The sequence below is a fragment of the Petrotoga sp. Shatin.DS.tank11.9.2.9.3 genome, assembly GCF_003665005.1.
Lineage (GTDB): Bacteria > Thermotogota > Thermotogae > Petrotogales > Petrotogaceae > Petrotoga > Petrotoga mobilis.
In genome coordinates this window covers 198,202-217,346 of sequence record NZ_JGVT01000003.1, presented here as the reverse complement: position 1 = coordinate 217,346, position 19,145 = coordinate 198,202, and the positions used below count along the sequence as shown (strand labels likewise).

Annotated in this window: 22 protein-coding genes; 7 read left to right on the top strand and 15 right to left on the bottom strand. The window is 29.0% G+C overall.

Annotated features, from left to right (window positions below):
- The first annotated feature begins 116 nt into the window (after window positions 1-116).
- Window positions 117-302, top strand: coding sequence for a hypothetical protein (locus BZ25_RS02870; protein ID WP_121567332.1), 186 nt, complete (start codon window positions 117-119; stop codon window positions 300-302).
- 254 nt (window positions 303-556) lie between these two features.
- Here the strand turns inward: BZ25_RS02870 and BZ25_RS02865 are convergent, their stop codons facing one another.
- Together BZ25_RS02865 and BZ25_RS02855 are read right to left on the bottom strand one after the other, a co-directional pair.
- Window positions 557-1,303, bottom strand: a complete 747-nt coding sequence (locus BZ25_RS02865) for a sulfite exporter TauE/SafE family protein (RefSeq protein ID WP_121567331.1) — start codon at window positions 1,301-1,303, stop codon at window positions 557-559.
- Between the two features lie 469 nt (window positions 1,304-1,772).
- Window positions 1,773-2,528: a hypothetical protein gene (locus tag BZ25_RS02855; RefSeq protein ID WP_121567330.1), complete on the bottom strand. Its 756-nt coding sequence runs from the start codon at window positions 2,526-2,528 to the stop codon at window positions 1,773-1,775.
- A 585-nt stretch (window positions 2,529-3,113) separates the two neighbouring features.
- Between BZ25_RS02855 and BZ25_RS02850 the strand changes: the two genes are divergently transcribed.
- The 6 genes from BZ25_RS02850 (at window position 3,114) to BZ25_RS02825 (ending at window position 9,848) form a co-directional block, all read left to right on the top strand.
- Window positions 3,114-4,445, top strand: coding sequence for a Fic family protein (locus tag BZ25_RS02850; protein WP_121567329.1), 1,332 nt, complete (start codon window positions 3,114-3,116; stop codon window positions 4,443-4,445).
- A gap of 325 nt (window positions 4,446-4,770) precedes the next feature.
- Window positions 4,771-5,382: a type IV toxin-antitoxin system AbiEi family antitoxin domain-containing protein gene (locus BZ25_RS02845; RefSeq protein WP_199676834.1), complete on the top strand. Its 612-nt coding sequence runs from the start codon at window positions 4,771-4,773 to the stop codon at window positions 5,380-5,382.
- A 428-nt stretch (window positions 5,383-5,810) separates the two neighbouring features.
- Window positions 5,811-6,578 (top strand): type IV toxin-antitoxin system AbiEi family antitoxin, encoded by a 768-nt coding sequence (locus BZ25_RS02840; RefSeq protein ID WP_121567328.1) that lies wholly within the window; start codon window positions 5,811-5,813, stop codon window positions 6,576-6,578.
- A 206-nt stretch (window positions 6,579-6,784) separates the two neighbouring features.
- Window positions 6,785-7,102, top strand: a complete 318-nt coding sequence (locus BZ25_RS02835; RefSeq protein WP_121567327.1) for an ATP-binding protein — start codon at window positions 6,785-6,787, stop codon at window positions 7,100-7,102.
- Between the two features lie 656 nt (window positions 7,103-7,758).
- Window positions 7,759-9,168 (top strand): AAA family ATPase, encoded by a 1,410-nt coding sequence (locus BZ25_RS02830; protein WP_121567326.1) that lies wholly within the window; start codon window positions 7,759-7,761, stop codon window positions 9,166-9,168.
- On the top strand, window positions 9,165-9,848 hold the full coding sequence (locus tag BZ25_RS02825) for a hypothetical protein (RefSeq protein ID WP_121567325.1): 684 nt from the start codon (window positions 9,165-9,167) through the stop codon (window positions 9,846-9,848). The genes BZ25_RS02830 and BZ25_RS02825 overlap by 4 nt, the downstream gene beginning before the upstream one ends.
- A gap of 537 nt (window positions 9,849-10,385) precedes the next feature.
- Here the strand turns inward: BZ25_RS02825 and BZ25_RS10555 are convergent.
- The 13 genes from BZ25_RS10555 to BZ25_RS02775 form a co-directional block, all read right to left on the bottom strand.
- Entirely contained in the window at window positions 10,386-10,508 is a 123-nt protein-coding gene (locus tag BZ25_RS10555; protein ID WP_255415875.1) for a hypothetical protein, read from the bottom strand.
- Between the two features lie 73 nt (window positions 10,509-10,581).
- Window positions 10,582-10,746, bottom strand: a complete 165-nt coding sequence (locus tag BZ25_RS10255) for a hypothetical protein (protein ID WP_158584836.1) — start codon at window positions 10,744-10,746, stop codon at window positions 10,582-10,584.
- Between the two features lie 353 nt (window positions 10,747-11,099).
- Window positions 11,100-11,324 (bottom strand): hypothetical protein, encoded by a 225-nt coding sequence (locus tag BZ25_RS02820; protein WP_121567324.1) that lies wholly within the window; start codon window positions 11,322-11,324, stop codon window positions 11,100-11,102.
- 1 nt (window position 11,325) lies between these two features.
- Window positions 11,326-12,036: a hypothetical protein gene (locus BZ25_RS02815; protein ID WP_121567323.1), complete on the bottom strand. Its 711-nt coding sequence runs from the start codon at window positions 12,034-12,036 to the stop codon at window positions 11,326-11,328.
- A 224-nt stretch (window positions 12,037-12,260) separates the two neighbouring features.
- Complete coding sequence (locus BZ25_RS02810) at window positions 12,261-12,854, bottom strand: Fic family protein (RefSeq protein WP_121567322.1); 594 nt, start codon at window positions 12,852-12,854, stop codon at window positions 12,261-12,263.
- Window positions 12,855-13,031, bottom strand: a complete 177-nt coding sequence (locus tag BZ25_RS10250) for a hypothetical protein (RefSeq protein ID WP_158584835.1) — start codon at window positions 13,029-13,031, stop codon at window positions 12,855-12,857.
- A gap of 157 nt (window positions 13,032-13,188) precedes the next feature.
- Window positions 13,189-14,361 (bottom strand): [FeFe] hydrogenase H-cluster maturation GTPase HydF, encoded by a 1,173-nt coding sequence (hydF, locus tag BZ25_RS02805; protein WP_121567321.1) that lies wholly within the window; start codon window positions 14,359-14,361, stop codon window positions 13,189-13,191.
- Window positions 14,362-14,532: 171 nt separating this feature from the next.
- Window positions 14,533-15,945, bottom strand: a complete 1,413-nt coding sequence (gene hydG / locus BZ25_RS02800; RefSeq protein WP_121567320.1) for a [FeFe] hydrogenase H-cluster radical SAM maturase HydG — start codon at window positions 15,943-15,945, stop codon at window positions 14,533-14,535.
- 14 nt (window positions 15,946-15,959) lie between these two features.
- Window positions 15,960-16,208, bottom strand: a complete 249-nt coding sequence (locus BZ25_RS02795) for a TM1266 family iron-only hydrogenase system putative regulator (RefSeq protein WP_121567319.1) — start codon at window positions 16,206-16,208, stop codon at window positions 15,960-15,962.
- 465 nt (window positions 16,209-16,673) lie between these two features.
- Window positions 16,674-17,198 carry a VanZ family protein gene (locus tag BZ25_RS02790; protein WP_121567411.1) on the bottom strand — a complete coding sequence of 175 codons (525 nt, stop codon included), beginning with the start codon at window positions 17,196-17,198 and terminating at the stop codon, window positions 16,674-16,676.
- Between the two features lie 111 nt (window positions 17,199-17,309).
- A complete protein-coding gene (locus BZ25_RS02785; RefSeq protein WP_121567318.1) occupies window positions 17,310-17,873 on the bottom strand; it encodes a CatB-related O-acetyltransferase in 564 nt (187 codons plus the stop codon).
- 147 nt (window positions 17,874-18,020) lie between these two features.
- Complete coding sequence (locus tag BZ25_RS02780) at window positions 18,021-18,485, bottom strand: ATP-binding protein (protein ID WP_233552357.1); 465 nt, start codon at window positions 18,483-18,485, stop codon at window positions 18,021-18,023.
- Entirely contained in the window at window positions 18,455-18,874 is a 420-nt protein-coding gene (locus tag BZ25_RS02775) for a hypothetical protein (protein WP_121567317.1), read from the bottom strand. The genes BZ25_RS02780 and BZ25_RS02775 overlap by 31 nt, the downstream gene beginning before the upstream one ends.
- Window positions 18,875-19,145: the final 271 nt, after the last annotated feature.

Here is a 19,145-nt window from a genome sequence, read left to right as displayed (position 1 = left end):
AGAATTCGTATTTCTATTACCCATTTACGAAGCAAATACTTTTCCATCTTCCAACAGAAAAACTGTTAAAGAATTATAGTATAATTTAATAAAAGAACACTGAAGAGGTGCTACACATGAGCTATATTAGAAAGATTACTAACAATGATAAATTATCTAAGATAACAGATTTACCAGATGATCTAAAAAATAAACATAAATCTCTCCGTGGAGCATTAAAAAAGTATAAAAATGAAGAATTGCTCAATGAAGAAAGCAGGATTTGGGAAAAAGTCGTGAAAGATAAATATGAAAATAGTTGATGTGAATGTATTCTTAAGAAATCTTCAACAAGATAATGAACATTTATCAAAAGAAGCAAGTCTTTTTAAGACTTGCTTCTTTTATTTATAACATTAAAAACTGTTTTGATTTTTCTAAAGTACTTAGTGATCAAAATCTTTCTTCAGATCCATTAACTAATATAATAAGACATCCTCTTTAGTAATTAACTTCAAAAATATTACAGCATAAAGAAAATATTCCTAAAAAACACAAGCCAACTCAAAGTTTTACATCAAAAAATAGAATAAATATTTCTAATACTCAAAAGGCAAATAACTACTCCCAAAGTCCCCATTAGTGCTTTAAGTGGTATTTTTTTAGTCATAAGTGCAGCCATAGGAGCGGCTATACAACCTCCAATTATTAATCCTGCGATCACTGTCCAATTAAATTGTGAAGCCATTGCTAAAAATGCAACAACCTCTGATACTGTCACAAAAAACTCCGCTGCATTAACAGAACCTATTGTTTTTCTAGGGTTTTTTCCATCAGATACTAAAGTAGAAGTAACAATTGGTCCCCAACCGCCTCCACCAATAGCATCAAAAAAACCACCAACTAAAGCCAAAATGGAAAAGTGTCTTCTCCGAACTATTAATTCTTTTCGCTTTCTAGACAAAGTAAAAACTTTATAAATTATTCTAATACCCATAATTAGCAAATAAATACCAATAAATGGTTTAATTAAACTACCTTTAATGTTAACTAAAATATAAGCACCTAAAACCCCACCAACTATCCCAGGAATTACTAATTTTTTAAGCAAATTTTTATCTACATTCCCTAATCTAAAGTGTGAAAATCCCGAAATCAATGTAGTGAAAACCTCAGCAAAATGAACAGAAGCGCTTGAAATAACTGGCGGAATACCTACAGACAATAGCAAAGTATTAGAAGTAACTCCATATGCCATTCCCAAAGCCCCATCAATCATTTGAGCTAAAAAACCGATACCAATAAAAAACCATATAGAATCCAATTTTTATTCCCCCTTCTTAAAAACACTCTAATCAGAATTATTATACTCCAATTAGAGTGTAATGTCAACACATAAATAAAAGTGTTATAGTAATTAAAGATTAAATAATGAATTGGAATAAGATTAAAGAGGAAGTTTAAATTGGCTAATAAGGAAAAAATACAGTAAAAAAACTGGTTTTGTTTTTTAGTAACAGTTAATTGACCTCTAAGCGAACAACTTCTTTAAAAATACTTCTATCTCTCTTAGCCATTTTGTACCAGAAAATCAAACACATTATCCATTGATTTAATTGCATTATATACCAAATAACTTCCGCCCAAAGTGAGATAATACCAGCCGTTCTTTTAAAAAAGCATTATTATTAATAAAAGCCAAAATATTAATTAGTCTATGAACTTTTTCAATAACGTCTTTATGGAACCCTGATTGGCTAGACAACTTGGAATAATACTTATAATCATAATTATTAAACAAAAAGCTCACCCTTCTTATCAAGATAATAAGGTACAATTAAGTTCCATCTCTTAACTAAAAAGCCCTTCCCATTCTTCGCTTGTTCATTTAAGTATTTATTTGTTTTACCAATTCTTGCTTCTATCTTTTCTAAAAACAAATTTGAAATATTTAGATTTTCTTGATACTTTTCCATAAAAAAACCCACTTTCTGATAAAGAATCTTTTTATTGTACTCTTCTAAATATTTCATTAAAGATTCTTCATTCAAAACAGGAGAAATCTTTAATATCTCATCTATCTCATTTTCTCCTCCACAAAAAATAGGCCTATCAATACAATCAACAATAGATCTTTCCAAATCAGTGTATTTAATATCTTTATTCATCTTATACGTGGAAACTCCATTTTTAATACCTTTTCCAGAATATTTATAATAAAATCCTTCAAATTCAAAATCTTTAAAATATACATCAGACAAAACATAAACAACATTGCTTACTTGGTGAGATAACCCATGCAACTCAATAGCGCTGTGATAGCCTAAATAAGAAGTACTATTTATTTTACTTCCAATCAAATATCGATTACAACTATAATTATTATTAAACCCAACGAAACAATAAAGGTTCCTTCTAATTCTCTTTACAAAACCTTTTTTCAAATAAGAATTCAACAAAACTTTTGCATTATTTTTATTTCCAACTATTTCAGATGCTTCTTCTAAATTAAAAACTTCCAAATCTGAAAATTCTTCATAATACTTCATGATTTTATCAGTTCCTTTTTTAAAGAATAAATTAATAATTTAATTAACTTACTCTACTATTTTAGAACTATTATATACCAAGTTCCTTATTACTTCAATAAGTTAATGTTAAAATTAACTTTCTAAAAATATTTAGAACTATAAAAAAGGCCAAGGCTCTCGAAGAACACCTTGGCACTAACTACTAATAAAATTATAAAACTCTAAAGTTACAAAATAAGTATTTAAAAGCTAATTTAAGATAAACCTTTCACAATAAAGGCACTCTGAAATCGTCTAAGAACCTAATAATTTCCACAATATATTTCTATAAAATTTCTATAATATAAACATAAAATAAAAAGCCTTATTTTAAAGGAATATAGAAAGTAAAAATTAAAACGCAATGTGTTATAATAAAAAAATACAAAAACTATCTAAAGTTATATTTAATAACAGTTTTATAATAAAATAAAGGATTTAAGTATTGTCCGAACTATTAAATCATAATTTAAACCTACAATCTATGTAATAATCAATAAATAAGGACTAAATAGCTAATGTAAATAAAAAGTAAATGATTATCTGGACAACTGAGGTGATAATATGGACTTGATACTACCAAGAAAAAACATATTAAAACTCGAAAAAGTAGATATCACAAACAAAGAATGGCTTTACCTGATAAAAAACGATACTAGACACTCTCTAAAAATAGAAGGGATAGTCGCTTCAGAAAAAGATTTAAAATCTATAATCAAAGGCAATTATGACCAAGATGACGAAATAATAAACTATTTCTCCACAGCTAAGCATTGGTACAGTTATGCTATAGAATTATACAAAGACAACGAATTTGACCTACGCAAAGCCACAATAAGGCAAATACATAAACAACTATTAAGTGAATCATCAAATGAAAAAATAAGCGGAGGATTCAGAAATAATAAGGTAGATATTTACAATGCACCAAACATAAATCCTCCGGAAAATGACATAGAATTCTGGGTTGAAAACTGGATAAACTACGTAACTTATTCATTAGAAAAATATAATATATATCAAGCGATGGCAAGAATACATAATTATTTTGAAGGTATTCACCCTTTCAACGATGGTAACGGTAGAACCGGCAGAATAGTTATGAACTATATATTGTTGATGAAAGGATATCCAAACATTGTAATAAAAGGATTGAAAGAAAGCGATAGAAAAGAATATTATAAGGCTCTCGAAAAAGGTGATATTGGAGTAAATCAAGTATTCAAAACAACTCCAAACAAATCTCCACAAGAAATAGACAAAATTATAAACAAAGGGAACTTCGAATACTTAGAACAACTCATAAAAAGAGATTTAATAGAAGCGTTCGATAACTATATATGTATGGAAGAACAAGATTACTATACAACCGAAGAATTGGCAAAAATATTGAATAAAAAACAAGACACAATATCAAAAGACATAAGAATGGGAAGGTTAATAGCAAAAAAGCAACAGGGTAAATGGCTTATACCAAAGAAATACATAAACGTCTTAAACAATTCAAAAAGCGCTATGGAAGAAAAAATACAAAAAGAAATATTTTGTTATACAGCAAAAATTAACGATGCTTTTAATTACGGCGTTGGGATATGTTTAGATGAAGCAATGGATTTAATGATAGCAGTAGAAAACCAAAAACTATTAAAAGAACTAAAAGATTTTTTAGACATACAAGAATTATTGAAAAATAAAGAAACCTACTACAACAAAAACGTAAAAATAAGGTATATCACTTCAAGAAGACAAAATCATAATGAAAACTCTTTGCTACTAGCAATAAAAATATCTCCTGAACTCTTTAAAAAAATAAAAAACAAATATAACTATAAAATCATAGTTATTCAAGAAAATAATGAAAAAAAGTGGATAAACCTTGGGGCATCAAAATTATAAGTTGCTGAAAAAGCAGCTTATTTTAAAAGTTAAGCGTATGTCATCCTAAGCGACTGTGTCAACTTGAAGATACTGTATTTTTATCCACAACAAACACTACTCTAAGCAGGACCAAAGAGCCCAATGTTTCCTCCGACTCCAACTAACCAAAATTTTCATCTTTTATCTCCATAGAAATTCCTATAAACTCCTCTAATACCAATAACACTATCCTATTTTCCACCAAAATCCCTTTCTATGCTACTCCAATAACTTTATACACAAAAAAAGTAAAAAAATGTGGCATAATTGTATCAAAATACACGCTTTTCTATTAGAAAAGAGGGTGATTAAAATCAAAGATATCTCAAATAAAAAATTAAATGAACTATTCAATAAAAACAAAGGGATTCTAAAAACGAATCAATTAAAAAAAGCAGGCTTTTCAGATAGAGAAATAAAAAAATTACTAATACAAGGAAAAATAAATAAAATAAAAAGAGGATATTATGAAATAAATAACAACACATATCCCGAAGATGTTATAATTGCAAGACTATTCCCAGAAGCAATAATATATTTAGAAAGTGCATTATTTCATTATAAATACATAGACAGAGTTCCTTCTAAAACGCAAATTGCTGTCAATAAAAACAATGAAAAATCAAAATATAAAATAGATTATCCACTGATAAAAGTCTTCTATATAGAACCAAAAATATTACAAATAGGTGTTGACTATTATGAAAAAATGGGAATAAAAATAAAAATCTTCGATAGAGACAAAACCATATGTGATGTAATAAGATATAGAAATAAATTAGATGTTGAAATATTCAGAAAATCCATAAAATCATATATAAATGACCAAAACAAAAATCTAAAAAATTTAGAATTATATTCAAAAAAATTAAATATACAAGATAAAATAGACAAATACCTAGGAGTATGGTTATGAAAAAAAATTTTTCTCTTTTAGAAAAAGATCTTTATACTCACTTATCAAGCTATATTATGCTCAATCTTTAAAATTTTTTCATCCGTTTGTTCTACCCTTACCCCTATACTTTTTAACAAATTTACCTGTTCTTCTAATGTTTTAAAAACCTTTTCCACAACATTCACCTCTTCCACAGTATATAAAAAAACTCCAAGCTGTTTTTATTTTAAACAAATGGAGTGAAAGCGAAATAGCTTTGAATATATGATTTTTGATACTAAAAATTTTTAATAATGGAATTATTTTCTTTACTTCTGAAGAATAACGTGGTAAAATTAAAAAAAGATAAAAAAGCTTATATAAAAAGGGTATAATATTTTTAATAACGGAACGTTATTCTTCGAATATGAAGAATATCATGGCAGAATTAAAAAAGGGTGAGTCAAGTGGATGTGTTAACTAAGCTGGCGAAGTATCCGGTTTTTACAATCGATGATGTGAAAAAGCTTAAAGGTAATGAGAAGACAGCGTATACTCAGCTAAATCGTTTGATGAAAAGAGACTGGGTTAGGAAGATCAGAAAGAATATCTATTCTGTTGTAAATCCAACAACAGGGCAGATTGTAGCAACTCGTTATCAAATCGCTTGCGCCATAACCGACACTGCATATATCTCTCATCACAGTGCTTTTGAATATTATGGGCTGGCGAATCAAGTGTTTTATGAGGTGTATGTTTCATCTGAAACAAAATTCAATCACTTTGAATATGATCATGTAACTTATAAATATGTTGCATCTCGGATGAGTGAGGGTATTTTAGAAGCAAAGAACACAACCGGGGTTAGAATAACAGATATGGAACGGACAGTTGTTGACAGCATAAGGGATTTCAATAAAATAGGTGGTTTTGAAGAATTGTTAAACTGCCTGGAAGGAATCCAATATTTGGATGAGAATAAACTAAAGCGATATCTTGATATATATAATACCCAGGGACTATATCAACGGGTAGGATATCTCCTTGATCATTATCGAAAAGAGATACAGTTATCAAAAGAGTTCATAGAATATTGTAAAAGTAAAATAGGAAAAAGCACACGGTACCTTGTGAGTGAAACAAAGGGCAATAGCTTCTATAATAGTGAATGGAAACTGATGGTGCCGGAAGATTTATTTAAAATAACGGATCAAGGAGGCCATATACTTGTCTAATTACGACATATTTATATGATGTAAGAAATCTGATTCACTATGGTCTTTTTGATAAATCGCAAGAGAAGATGCTCAAGAAGTGTGTTGTATTCTATGCTGCCATATCAGCGAGAGATAAAAATAGTATAATGTGGTGAATACATTCCAGAGCTCTTATTTGAGGATAAGAAGATTCTAGAACGAATTAGAAATCACCCAATGGCATTATGGAAAACAAGAGAAGTAAAATAATAGCAAGAAGATATAGAAATAGAAGAATTGGTGAATTTCTTAAAGAATTAAAACTAACTGAAGGTCGTTCAACAGGTATTCCAAAAATAAAAAAATCGTTAAAAGATAACAATTCAACAAACCCAAACTTTCAAACTGACGAAGAAAGATCCTATTTCATTGCAGAAATTCAAATTAATGATCTTTTTAAAGAAGAAGCCCAAGAAGGGGCCCAAGAACAAGCCCAAGATATAAAAATAACATTAACCAATACTGAAAAAAAGATAATAAAAATCAGGCTTTTTATGCTTTAGAAAAAGATCTTTATACTCATTTATTACTTAATAGTACTTTTCAATCTCTGAAATTTTTTACCAGTTTGTTCTTCTAATGTTTTAAAAATCTTTTCCAAAACCTCCACCTTTTCCCCTGCATATAAAAAAGGCCAAGGCTCTCGAAGAACACCTTGGCACTAACTACTAGTAAAATTATAAAACTCTAAAGTTACAAAAGAAGTATTTCAAAGCTAATTTAAGATAAACTATTCACTATAAAGGCACATTAAGCATGACCAAAGAGCCCAATGTTCTTTTACCAGCAACTATTTTTCTTTAAATGTCTCTAATACCATCAACCCTATCTTCTTTTACCACCAAAATCTCACTTTCCGTTTCTATAAATAACTACATAATACACACCAACAATTCCAACGCTCTTATTTTTCTTAATAAAAACATTCTCAAGGTCTACAAGATGAAGATTGCCTTTATCATCTGAATATCCTTCCATCTCTCTAACAAATATCCAGTTTCCAACATTAGACTATTCATAATCTAAAATTCTTTTAGATTTTTTTGCCAAAGCCTAAAGCTTATCTTTCTCATATTTCAATGAAACGATGATAATCATATTTTTTATGATAAAATTAATGTAAATAATGAAAATAAAAACAAATTAAGGAGTTTTTACAATGAAAATAACCATAAAAAATTTTGGACCTATAAAAGAAGGGAAAATTGAAAATAATGATCTTACCATAATATGTGGTCCAAACAACTCAGGAAAAACATACCTAACTTATTTATTTTATGCTATTTTCTCCAAAATATCAAAAAATTATTCGTTTAATTCTCAAAGAATTCATAGAGGCCATAATCTTTCAATATTAGATATTAAAAATAAAGACGCATATAAGTCTCTAACAGAAATAAAATTAGATATCAAAACAATAGCAGATGAATATAAAGAAAATATTTTACCAAAATTAATTCAAGAAGCAAAGGATGAGTTACCTAATTTTTTAAACATGGAAAAAGAATTATTATCAGATGCTATCATAGACGTTGATCTCACAAAAAAAGAACTTTTAGAAAAATTTGAAAATAAAAATACTGAAGATAGAAGACTAGGACTTATAAATGACCTAGATATAAAAATAGAACAAATTTCTAAATACAAATCACATCTTACCATGAACCCTTTAGATTTAGACCGCATACCGGATAAGCTTTTTAAAGTTGTTATGAAAAATTTTATATTCGATTACATATACGAAAATATTTACTCTTCAGCCTTTTTAATTCCCTCAATAAGAGAAGGAATCAGCATATATTATAACGAATTAAATTACTTAAGAACAATAAATTCTAATATATTTAGGGACTTATATAGAGAAAACAAAAACCAAAATATAGATACAAAATTATATGATCCTTCATTAAGGTATAATTATCCAAAACCGATAGAAGATTATTATAATTTTTTACTAAGTTTAACTAATAACCAAAAACCTAACGACCTATTCAAAGATTTAGCAGAAGAACTCCTCAATATTTTAGAAGGAAATTTTTCCAAAGATAACACCGGTTTTTATTATATTCCAAAAAATGCAAATATAAAATTATCGTTAAGTAATTCATCTTCAATGGTAAAATCATTATTTGGATTATATTATTATCTTCTTTATTACGCAAAAAAAGGAGACATTGTATTAATAGACGAACCAGGAATGAACTTACACCCAGATAATCAAAGAAGATTGGCTCAATTCTTTGCAAAAATGATCAACTCAGGATTAAAAGTAATAATAAGCACGCATAGTGATTTCATAGTAAGAGAAATAAACAATCTAATGTTATTATCTCAAGATTTTAAAGGAAAAGGAGAAATAATAAAAGAACATAATTACTCGGAAGATATGATTCTAGACTATAAAAAAGTCACTTCATATTTTATAAATAATGGTAAAATAGAAAAATTAGCATTTGACAAATTAAATGGATTAAACCTAAAGAATTTCAAAGATTCAATAAACAAAATACAAGATATATCAGATGACATATATTTTTCTATCACGGAAAGCGAAGATGAAGATATTTGAAGAGCAAAGAATATACATCATATGACCTTTACAAACATATCTTGGATAACATTAATCAGGAATTTCAATTTCAAAAAAACGAAAGATATGAAATGCTAATAGAACCGGATAAAGGAGCTAAAAATAAGGAAGTTGAACTTGATTTCAAAGATAAAGGAAAAATAATATTGGCATTTGACCCAGCAAATTTCAAAAAACAAAAAAAAGATCTAGAGATGTTCCCCATTTTTTCAAAAGATAAATCTTTTCCAGATTACATAATAATACCGGAACCTGATGATGAAAGTAATTTATTCATCCTTCACGTGGAGCTAAAGTCAAATAAATACAATACAGAAGGTTACCTTTATAAATTTATTAATTCTGGAAAAACATTGAGATGGATTTCAGACATAATGGTAAATGATCTAGCAAAAAAAAGCAATAATAGTAATTTTAATTTTGAATTATTTTCAAACATAAAAATAATCCATAGATTCATAGTTATTGATTCTAGAAGACTTATAAAGAGGCTAGGAGAACAAAAAGGAGAGAATTATTATCCATACGAAATTAAAACCGAACTAAAAATCCCCATTTTATTAATCGGAAATAGACAAAAACTTCATATAAATAAATTTCTAAACCCAAAACCACCTTACGCCATATACAAAATAGACAACTATACAAGAATATTATAAAAGAAGAATCATTGTCAACAACCCCCAGCTAAAGCAAGGGGTTTGTAAAAGCCCATGTTGGCTAGCATAAGTCCTAACCGAGTACGTTATTTTAGTTACCACACCATAGAATGATGTCCTAGTTCTATATTCAATTATTGCAAGCCACTTCTTCTACCCTTAACCCTCTACTTTTTAACAAATCAACTTGTACTTCTAATGTTCTAAAAACCTTTTCCAAAACCTCCACCTCTTCCACTGCATATAAAAAAACGCCAAGCTTTTTTTATTTTAAACAAATGAAGTGAAAAAGAAATAGCTTTGAATATATGATTTTTGATACTAAAAATTTTTAATAATGGAATTATTTTCTTTAATTTTGAAGAATATCATGGCAAAATTAAAAAAGGATGAGATAAGTGTAAGTATTTTTTAAATTGAAATATTGATGTATTATTCATTCTAAGCTGTCTTACCCAAATCTTCACTTTTAGAATATTTTTCTACATTTTCATCAAATGATACTTCCAAATTATACATTTCATAATTTGTATTCCATTAATTATCATATAATTCATCATTTTCTTTAAATTCAATTCCAAAACTTTCCATTTCTTTTCTTAACTCTTCGTTGGATAACGTATCTAAATATTTAATAAAATCGTCTATATTATTAATCATAAAAATACCTCCTCTTGCTATTGCTAACCGAAAACTGTACCACCCTGCTAACCCAATTATGAACCATAATTTCTTACCTTTGGTTTCTGTAACGGTAGCTTTCTCCGTTGAATAGTATTATCTTACTGTAGAAGTAACTTTCTTTGTATATCCCCATTTCTTTTGCTATCGCTCTTTGACTTTTGTGTTTGTTAAAATACGAAACTCTTATATAATTGTATTGTACCATCTCTATCACCTTTCTTTTCCTCCTGTAGAATGCTTTTTTACCAAATTTCATTATACAGGATTTGTGTGATAGGGTGGTACACTTTTCGTTTAGCGAACTCTTATTTTTGGTACACTTTTCATTTAGTATGTGCACCAAGAAGTAAATATCAAAAATACAAATTAATAACAAAAAAGATACCAACCTAAGTTGATATCTTTTTTGTTATTTAGAGGTTTGAATCCCCTCTGAAATGAGAGATTAGAGATTTTACCTTCGTTCTTACCAACAACCAACAACAGGGAATTTGTTTAACAAATTCTCAATATCTTCCAACAGAAATCACCTGTCATTCTGAATCTGTTAAAAATTAAAAATCTTTACTATATATGCATTTCCTTTTTAATTTCCTCTAAAGTATCCACTTCTTTAAACGGAGCATATTCCCCATAAGTTCTTTTAAGACTATTTATATTTTTCCCTCCAATAACTCCTAAATAATCTCTCATTTCGTCATTTTCTTTTATTATTTTCAACGCTTTTTTCATATCCATTTTTATTAACCAAGTTCCTTTTTTCCCAACTCTTCTTGCATACAAATAACTCATACTAATCACCTCTGTTATCTACTTCTAAAAACATTTCATACCAAAAATCAATAAATTCTTTATCAATATTTTTTGGTGCTTCAGGCAAATTATCTAACCATTTTCTCAGTTTATAGGAATATTCCTCATAGTTTTCTTTATTATCGCTTTTATATATAATTTCATGGGTATAATAATTTAAAATAGCATCTTTTCTATTCCAAATTTGAATTTCAACAGGAAATGACTTTGGATTGAATCTAAAATATAAATGAATACCTCTATAACCATCATCTTTTGATTTATGATCTTTATAAAAATCAACTACTTCAAAACCTTTATCATATTTATAAACTTTCTCAATTATTTCTAAAACTCTTTCTTTTTCAATATTTACAATAATTCTAAAAGCTAAAGAGTCATTGCAAACTTCTCTCAATTGTTTTGATTTTCCTATATTTTTATTCCATTTAATTTTAAGTGACTCTAAAGATTTTAACCTATAGCTGACATTCATTTCGCTGCTATCAAAATGATCAATTATCCCATTTATATCATATTCCTCAATTATCTCATAAAAACTCAACATATTATCAAAAACTTCATTTATGTCAAAATTTTCAATAGTTTTTCTTAAAGAGGGAAAATTTTCATCAAATATATTATTTTTTTGAATTTCTTCAATTAATTTAGAAAGTGTTTTATTAACTTTATAAAAGTTATCTTCCCCCATCTCTCACCTCTATTATACCAAATTTTTATTAAATCATTATATATACATATGTTCGTATAATTATACATAATTTTTTACTATTTTTTCAAAAAGAAAAAATAGCGTATTGGCATTTTGATAGTTTAGTTTTTTGGTTTTTCTAATTGCAAAACTACTAAGCTCCCAATTCACAACCCTGTTACATTCTTCGCTCCATAGGCACATTTATCAGAAATCTTCGATTTCTACTGTTCAATATTTTTTAAATTGTCATTCAAAAATTCTTTCAATTTATCTGTTTTATAGGGAGATTCTATCATACCTTCTAAGTATTTTTCTTTATTACTATAATCTATATACAAATTTTTTCTCTTTAAAAGAATTCTAAAATATTCTCTAATAACTCGACCATTTCCTTCCCTAAAAGGATGTATAATATTCAATTCTGTAATATAATACGTTAATTTTTCTATTAATTCATCATTTTCATAATCAATCAAATAGTTTTCTTCTTTTAAACTTTCAAAATAATCACTCATTAAATTATCTAAATAAGAATAATGAGCAAATTTAAACTCACCTTTTGTAAGGTCAACAACCCTTAATTTACCAGCCCAGCTATAAATATCTCCAAAAATATATTTGTGTAACCACATAAAAAAATCATAATTTAGTTCTTTTTTATCAAAATTTTTAGACTGTAATAATAAAATATTAGATTCAGTGATAATTTTTTCCACTAAATCTAATATTTTTTTATCTTTAATATCAAGTTTATTTTTTAAAACAAAAGAATCTTTATAACAATAGTAATTATCTTTTAGACTATAATCTTTCATTTACATTTTATAAGCCTTCAAGACTTTTTGGATTATCTGCTTTTTGGTATATTTGTTATCTTCTATCTCTTGTAAAAACCTTATATCATCTTCATCTATTTTATACCCTTCTATTTCCATAGTATTTTTAACATATTCAATTTTATTCAAAAATGATCTATCTGTTTTTGCTGGCATACTAATCCCTCCTGGATTAATTATACACTACTTTGATTAATATTCTATAAAAAATAATAGTTATTTTAATTTCCTCTAAACGTCTTAGAGGAGTACCTGGTATATTTGTAATTCGTTTGTTTTTCATGTTTATCAAAAGTCATTGAAAAAGTAAAAACTAAAACTCTTCTAAAATAACTCTATCTAAAACTCCGTGAAGATAAGATATCACAACCCCATAGTTGAAAACAGGAATACCCTGCTCCTTTATGTACTCCAATCTACGCATCATCATTGTTCTAGTCAGAGTGCAACCTCCACAATGTATTATTATCTTGGTGTCTTGCATGTCTTTTTCATCCGGAAATTCTTTACCTGCGATATAATCAAACTTTAAATCTTTGTTTGTATATTTCCTTAGCCAGTTAGGTATCTTCACCCTACCAATATCTTCTGACAAAGGCCTGTGAGAACAGCCTTCCATAATCAAAATTTTATCTCCATCTTCGAGTTCTTCAATAATATCTACATCTTTTGATAAAAGATTCAAATCCCCTTTATGCCTTGCTTCTAAAATAGAAAAAGTAGTAAGGTTTACATCATCCGGCACTTTTTTAGCAACTTCTTTTATCGCTTGAGAATCGGTAATAACAAGTTTAGGTTTCTCATTCAACTTTGATAAAACTTCCGGAATGCCTTCCACAGAAGTTTGAATTGGAAAAGCCTTTCTATCCAATACTTCTCTAATAGCTGTAACTTGAGGCATTATCAATCTTCCCTTTGGAGCGCCTGTATCCACAGGAATAACAAGAACCACAATATCATTTTCTTCAATAAATTCAGGAATCAAGGGAACCTCTTTTTCACTTGGTGCAATCTCTGTGATTTTCTGTTTTAACTCTTCTATTCCCTCTCCACTCTTAGTTGAAACTCTAACTAAATTCTCTCCATCTATCTTTACACTCTTTGCCCTATCCAAATCCATTTTATTCAAAACTATCAAATATGGTATATTATGTTTATTAAACTCATCAATAATCCTATAATCATAGTCATCCAAATCTTTATCTACAACTAAAAGCCCAATGTCTCCCCTCATAAAAGCTCTTTCTGCTCTTTTTACTCTTTTTTCCCCTATTTCTCCCTCATCATCTATTCCAGGAGTATCAATAAGAGTTACAGGGCCAATCGGTTGTAATTCCATACTCTTATAAACAGGATCGGTAGTTGTCCCAGGAGTATCGGAAACAAGAGCTATATCCTGTTTCAAAAGGGCGTTTATCAAGGATGATTTTCCAACATTTCTTTTCCCAGTTATAATTATATTTAGTCTATACCCACCTATTGACACTTCTTCACCTTCCTAAAGCTTTAGTAGTTAGATGGCTAATTCTCAAACTTCTATTTTCCAATTCATTTATTCTTTCAAAAAAATCAATTTCAGTTTTATTATCATAAACACTGCAATTTTCTCTAAAATTATAAAGTTTTTTACCTCGAGCATTTCAAACATTAAACGCCTTTAAAAATATAAATCTCTCTCACCAGCTTTGATTCTTTCTATTCTTTCAAGTAGAGTATTTCTTATTTTCTCACTCTTTATGTTATTAATCTCTTTATCAATAACCCTTAAGCAAGACTCTTTAGTCTCTTCAGAGGCATAATCAAATACATACTCCATCAAAGTGCTGATAGCGTTTGGAGTACAAAATCTCTTTACAAAACCGGGAATAGCAAACTCCATAAAATGCTCTCCCGTTCTACCAAGCCTATAACAAGCGGTACAGAAAGAAGGAAGAAACCCTTCATCGGTCAATTGTTTTATTACTTCATCAAGAGACCTCTGATCTCCAAGTAAGAACTGTGATTTTTTGTAAGCCTCTTCATCGTTAGTTGAATAAGCCCCCACCCCTATATTTGAGCCCGCATCAATTTGAGAAACTCCAAATTGCATCAACTCATTCCTGATCTCAACAGGCTCTCTTGCGGTTAAAATTAATCCTGTATAAGGAACGGACAATCTTAAAATAGCAACCAGTTTTTTGAAAGTGTAATCATCCACCAAATGAGGCGGCCTCTCTGAAATTGGAGTGTTTACAGCCGGTTCTATTCTTGGAAAAGATATTGTGTGAGGGCCAACATTAAATCTCTCTTCCAAATGAATTGCGTGAGATAACAATCCCATCATTTCAAATTTCCAGTCATATAAACCAAACAATGCACCTATTCCAACATCATCTATCCCACCTTGAAAGGCCCTGTCTAATCCATACAGCCTCCATATGTAACTTGATTTTGGCCCAGTTGGATGTAGTTTCTTATACGTTTCATAATGATAAGTCTCTTGAAAGATTTGGAACGTTCCTATACCCGCTGCCTTTATCTTCTTGTAATCATCAATCGTTTGCGGTGCAGCGTTGATATTAACCCTTCTAATGTTACCTTTACCGCTTTTAACAGAGTATACTTGTCTAACGGTTTCTGCAATGAAATCAGCATCATACTTAGGATGTTCTCCATATACAAGGATCAACCTCTTATGACCCTTATTCACCAAATAAGTTGTTTCCTCTCTCACTTGTTCTAAACTCAAAGAATTTCTAACAATCTCCTTATTCGACACTCTAAAACCACAATACTGACAATTATTAACACATTCATTCCCAATATACATAGGGGCAAAAAGAACGATTCTATTTCCATACACATTTCTTTTTAAAGCTTTTGCTCCTTCAAAAATTCTATTCACTAAGCTTTCATCTTCACAGTTCAATAAAACAGCCATTTCCTCTAATTCTAATCTTTGTTTACTCAGTGATTTAGCGATAATGTCTTCTACTCTTTCTTTTTCAGGATTCTTTGTTTCTTGCAACAGAGTATTTATTTTCTCCTCATCGATAAAAGCCTTTCTGTTATCATCCCTTATATAAACCATATAAACACTCCTCTCTAATATTTTAAAGTGTGTGATTGAACCTTTACACCATTTATCTGTCCAAGTTTTCCGTTAAGTGATCCAATTTGATCTGTTGTCCCTTTAAAAACAAGAAAAATAATAGCAACATTCTCTTCTCTCATTGGATAACCTACTCTCAAATAAATATTCTCTGCATTCATATGAAGAATTTCATTGACTTTGCTATACGCCGCTTCTCTGTCGGTAATAGCAATAGAAATCATAGCCGTTTTAATATCCATAAAAAAAATCCTCCTCCTTGTGATAAAATTCTCAAAGGAAGAGGAAATTATATCTCATCCGCAGTGTTAAAAAAATCAGATGATCCCATTCATTTTCGTCTTCCTTTGATGTTAGAACAAATCCTTCATCTCAGGAAAAATATTCAATTATTCATTTGTTCATTTATTAACAATCTCAGTATAACACTGTAACTTTACAAAAAAATAAAAAAAAGACAAACTGAAACCGACATTCCTTAGAAGGGTGGGCAGCGGGGGAAGGGCGCTAAAAAGAACTTTTATCAATAAATATAATAGAAAAACTATTAAACAAAAAAGCTACAACAAACCTTAATGGGTGGGGTGCGGGGGTAGGGCGCTAAAATAGCTTTTGGCATTAAATATAATAGAAAAAATATTAAACAAAAAAGCTACAATAAACCTTAATGGGTGGGGTGCGGGGGAAGGGCGCTATTAAATAGCGTTTTATTTATGCCTTAGATAAACCTTCTTACCAATTTTATAAAAAATATAAACAATTAAAATTATTATATTGGCAAAAACAGCCCCTGAAATATCTATAATAACATCATTCAACGCAGACCCTCTTCCAACAAACTCTTGAGAATATTCATCTATTGAAGCTATAAGTGCCGGTAAAGACACTCCAAGTAGAGTCCCTATTAAAAATCTCTTTGAATACAAATAACCAAACAGCCAAGAAAACACCCCAAGTATAAAATATATTCCAAAATGGGCACTTTTTCTAATAAGAGCTATAGAATCAGCATATTGATCTCTAAGCCACAACTTCTTTAAAAATACTTCTATCTCTCTAAACCATTTTGTATCTGAAAAATCAAATACATTATCTATTGATTTAATTGCATTATATACAAAATAAGATTGATTTGAAGATTCCCCTGGATTCCTTGTTCCAAAAAACAAAATAACTCCCACCCAAAATACTAAAAAAGCAAATGCTATTATTATATATCTTTTTCTTTTCATAAAATCACCTGTTTTATTCCATAACAAAACCACCCTAAATAATATGATATCTCCAAAGTAAGTTTTGTAATTTTTATTAATTACGTGCCTACTTAAGAGATGTTATGTCAATTATTCGGATGCTTTATTTTCTAATTGATTTATTATATTTTTTGCTTTTTCTTTATCATATAGCCACCAATTTGACTTTTTAATCTTATTAATATCTTTTTGTGAAAATCTATATTTTATTACTTTTGCAGGAGAACCAACGGCAACCGCAAAATCCGGTATATCATGAGTTACTACTGAATTAGCCCCAATAACAGCACCATCTCCTATTTTTACTCCTCTTAATACTATTGCATCTGCTCCTACCCACACATCATTTCCTAATGTACAATCTTCTTTCGTTAATTCTTCATAAGAGTTTTTATACATTATAGCACTGGTAGAAATTTTATTTAAATCATGCTCACCAGGTCCAATATGTACATTATTACCAATAGAACAATAATTACCTATTTTAGATTTAGTAATAAAACAATTATATCCTATATATGTATTAAAACCTATATCTGAATAATTATCTATACTAGTCCTTTTCATTATTTTATATTTTTTATTGTAATATTTAAGCGGTATAGTTTTATTATAATATAAATTTAGAATTCTATTAATTATTTTTTTTAACATTTAACCATCTCCTAATTTTATTATAATTAATAATTGCTATTGCTAATCGAATACTGTACCACCCTGCTAACCTAATTATGTACCATATAGAAAGAAGAAGTTCTTTCCTATCTCTTTTTATACAAAAAGAGAAAAATCAAATCTTTACTAGTTTCCTTTAATTCCTTGTCTTCGGTTTCTGTAACGATAACTTTCTCCGTTGAATAGTATTATCTTACTGTTGTGGATTAACCTGTCTATAATCGCTGCTGTCATTCTTTCATCGTGAAATACTTTACCCCATTCTGCAAATTCAAGATTGCTGTTTATCAAGATAGATCCTTTTTCATACCTTTCGGAGAATATTTGAAACATGAGTTGTGTTACTTGGTTGGATAACTCCACGTATCCTAGTTCATCAATTATTAGTAAGTCTACTTTGCTCAACTTTTTTTGGAATTTTGTTAGTTGTCTCTCTTCCTGCATTTCAACTAAGAGGTTCCCAAGATTGGCTGATGTGAAAAAACTTACTGTTTTCCCTTTCTTACATGCTTGTATCCCTATCGCTATACTTATGTGTGTTTTCCCTGCTCCTGGTGATCCTAAGAACAAAAGATTTGTCTTTTCTTCGATGAACTTACATTGACTGAGTTCCAGTATTTCTTTCTTTGATAGGTAAAGGAAGAATAACTTCCTTTGTATCCTTCTTCACAGATGAGTTCGTATATGCGCCTTTTGGTTAACTTTTGGTTCTTGGGTTGCTTTGAATTGTATTCTAACAAGTGTTTGATACGTTTTTTAAAATCACCATTTACCGGTTTATCTCTGTCAACATTCATACGATACTTCTGTTCTGGATTCTTGATGGCTCTTTTAACTGTCGCTCTGTGTATCCCCATTTCTTTTGATATCGCTCTTTGACTTTTGTCTTTGTTAAAATACAAAATCTTATATAATTGTATTGTACCATCTCTATCACCTTTCTTTTCCTCCTGTAGAATGCTTTTTTTACCAAATTTCATTATACAGGATTTGTGCGATAGGGTGGTACACTTTTCATTTAGTATGTGCAATAATAATTAAAATTTAAATTAATGTTATCCTAATAAGGAACTATAATATACAGAATTGAAAATAGAAGTTACAGAAATAGCATATATGAACGACTTTAGATAAAATTTGTTACTAAAAATAGAATCTTTTAGTACTTTTTTTACAAATAGAAATAGGTAGCCTATATTTCGAATTCGTTATAAAATTAGTATTCGCTTATAGCTGCGACTCCGAAGCCAA